This is a genomic window from Nonomuraea sp. NPDC050404, from assembly GCF_040655495.1.
Taxonomy (GTDB): domain Bacteria; phylum Actinomycetota; class Actinomycetes; order Streptosporangiales; family Streptosporangiaceae; genus Nonomuraea.
This window is the reverse complement of record NZ_JBFAKB010000087.1, coordinates 1-2,036: the sequence shown is the minus strand read 5'-3', so window position 1 is coordinate 2,036 and position 2,036 is coordinate 1. Positions and strand designations below refer to the sequence as shown.

2 protein-coding genes and 1 tRNA gene are annotated in these 2,036 nt (G+C 69.3%); 1 reads left to right on the top strand and 2 read right to left on the bottom strand.

All coding sequences use genetic code 11. The annotated features are described in order from the left end of the window. Nucleotides 1-89: 89 nt before the first annotated feature. Both AB0I81_RS63935 and AB0I81_RS63930 read right to left on the bottom strand, forming a co-directional pair. Complete coding sequence (locus tag AB0I81_RS63935) at nt 90-674, bottom strand: TetR/AcrR family transcriptional regulator (RefSeq protein ID WP_360680673.1); 585 nt, start codon at nt 672-674, stop codon at nt 90-92. A 68-nt stretch (nt 675-742) separates the two neighbouring features. Then, the gene (locus AB0I81_RS63930; RefSeq protein WP_360680670.1) at nt 743-1,507 is read right to left on the bottom strand and encodes a MerR family transcriptional regulator; all 765 of its coding nucleotides are present in this window, start codon (nt 1,505-1,507) and stop codon (nt 743-745) included. A 336-nt stretch (nt 1,508-1,843) separates the two neighbouring features. Here AB0I81_RS63930 and AB0I81_RS63925 point away from each other — a divergent pair. Then, nucleotides 1,844-1,914, top strand: a tRNA-Ala gene (locus AB0I81_RS63925). Nucleotides 1,915-2,036: the final 122 nt, after the last annotated feature.

The window sequence follows — 2,036 nt, the reverse complement described above, 5'->3', positions numbered from 1 at the left end:
CGCTGTCTCACGAGCCCAGGTCATACCGCGCGACGATCACCACGGCAAACTCAACGATCTTCACTTAACTCCACGTGCGGAAAACGGGGCTAGCGCCGCAGTCCCGCGATGAGCAGTTCGACCAGCCGCCGTGCGTCGTAGCGGGAGTCGTGCTCCGCGCCGATGCACAGGTTCCCGACGCCGCGCAGCAGCTCGTACGCCTCGATGCCGGAACGGATCTCGCCGGCGGCGGAGGCCGCTTCGAGCAGCTGGGCGGCCACGGGCAGCAGCCGGTCGATGAAGTAGGCGTGCAGCGCCTCGAAGCCGGCCTCGTCGGACTGCAGCGCGGCGGCGAGGCCGTGCTTGGTGACCAGGAAGTCGACGAACTGGTCGATCCACCTGCCCAGCGCGACATGCGGGGTCACGCCGCCGGTCAGCAGGGCGGGACCGGCCTCGGCGAGGGCTTCGACCTGGTGGCGGTAGACGGCGATGATGAGGTCGGCCCGCGTCGGGAAGTGGCGGTAGATCGTGGCCACCCCGACGCCCGCCTTGGCCGCGACGTCGCGCACCGGCGCCTCCACGCCCGAGGCGACGAAGACCGCCGCGGCGGCGTCGAGCAGCGTCTTCTCGTTGCGCCGCGCGTCGGCCCGCTTACGCGGGACCGCCTGCCCAGTGCTCCCGTTGCCGTCGTCCACCGCGCCGTCCTCTCCGCAATCGAGCCCTCGGAACCCCGTTCCGGTTGCCCATGATGCCAGAGCGCGGCTCAGGCCGGGCGGGAGGCGATGCGGCGGGTCACCCGGCGCACCACCTCGGCCTGCGCGGGAGCGAGTTCTTCGAGAAACGGTTCGAGCAGCTCCATGTCCCAATCCTTCGGGCCGCCCGGCTGGAGGTCGAGCAGGTGCTTGAGGCTGTAGTCGGCCAGGTCCTCGGCCAGCGGCGCGATTCTGGGATCGTCGGGCCCGGCCTCGGCCAGCTCGTCCAGCCTGCGGTAGAAATCGTGCCCGAGCGCCCTCGTCCCTGGATCGGCGGCCAGAGAGTCCAGCATCGCGAAGGCCCGCTGCCGGTCGGGGACCTCGGCCACGGTGTCCATCAGCATGAGCAGGTCGCGATCCCACGCGGCCGCCTTCGAGGCCGGCACGTGCACGGTGCGCAGCAGTGCCAGCAGGTCCGGCGAGGCTACGTCGTCGGGGGCCAGCATCCCGTCCTCGGCCCGGTCGAGGACCTCGGCCAGGCGCGCCCGCCTGCGCTGGATCTCCAGCTCCTGCGCGGCCAGCTCCGCGTCGATCTCGGCGAGGATCTCGGGCAGCTCCCTGGAGCGGTCCCCGGCGATGGCGTCGCGCGCCTCGTCCAGGGTCAGGCCGAGCTCGACCAGCCGGCGCACGCGGGCCAGGGCGATGGCGTCGCGCATGCCGTACTCGCGGTATCCGTTGGCCAGGCGCGGCGGCTCCGGCAGCACGCCCTGGTGGTGGTAGTAACGCACTGTCCGGGTGGACACTCCGAGCAGCGCCGCCAGCTCTCCGATCCGCATGACCCCAGGGTAGAAGGTTGACGCGGCGTCAATGCCAGGCGCGGAAACCAAATGGCGTTGGCGCGCGTCCCAATAAATAAGTGGCACGGCCGTCGCGCCGGCCTTAGTGTGAACGACAACAGAGCACAGATCAACGTCGTAGAAGGGCCGGTCATGCGAAGCGCAGCAGCCGCGAACGAGCAGGAACGGTGTCACCGCCGCCGTCTTGCGGCGCTGGCCTACGCCCTGCTCAGGCAGGCTTCCGGATAATCCACGAAGGGTTGACCGGAGGCCGCCAGGTGCACACCCGGCGGCCTTTTTGTTCCCATTCTTGACAACTCCACAGCGGAACACCATGGGCTGATGGTGAAAAGGCATCACACCTGCCTTGCAAGCAGGAGTTCGGGTTTCGAGATCCCGTCGGTCCACGTTTTTCTGGCGTCCGTGGCCCAATGGCCTCGATTCTTCAGTGGGCTGGATTGTGTGAGCAGCTCCGCGGTTCGCCCGTATTGTCCCCGGTACGGTTGGGGCGGGCCATCGCATGACGCTG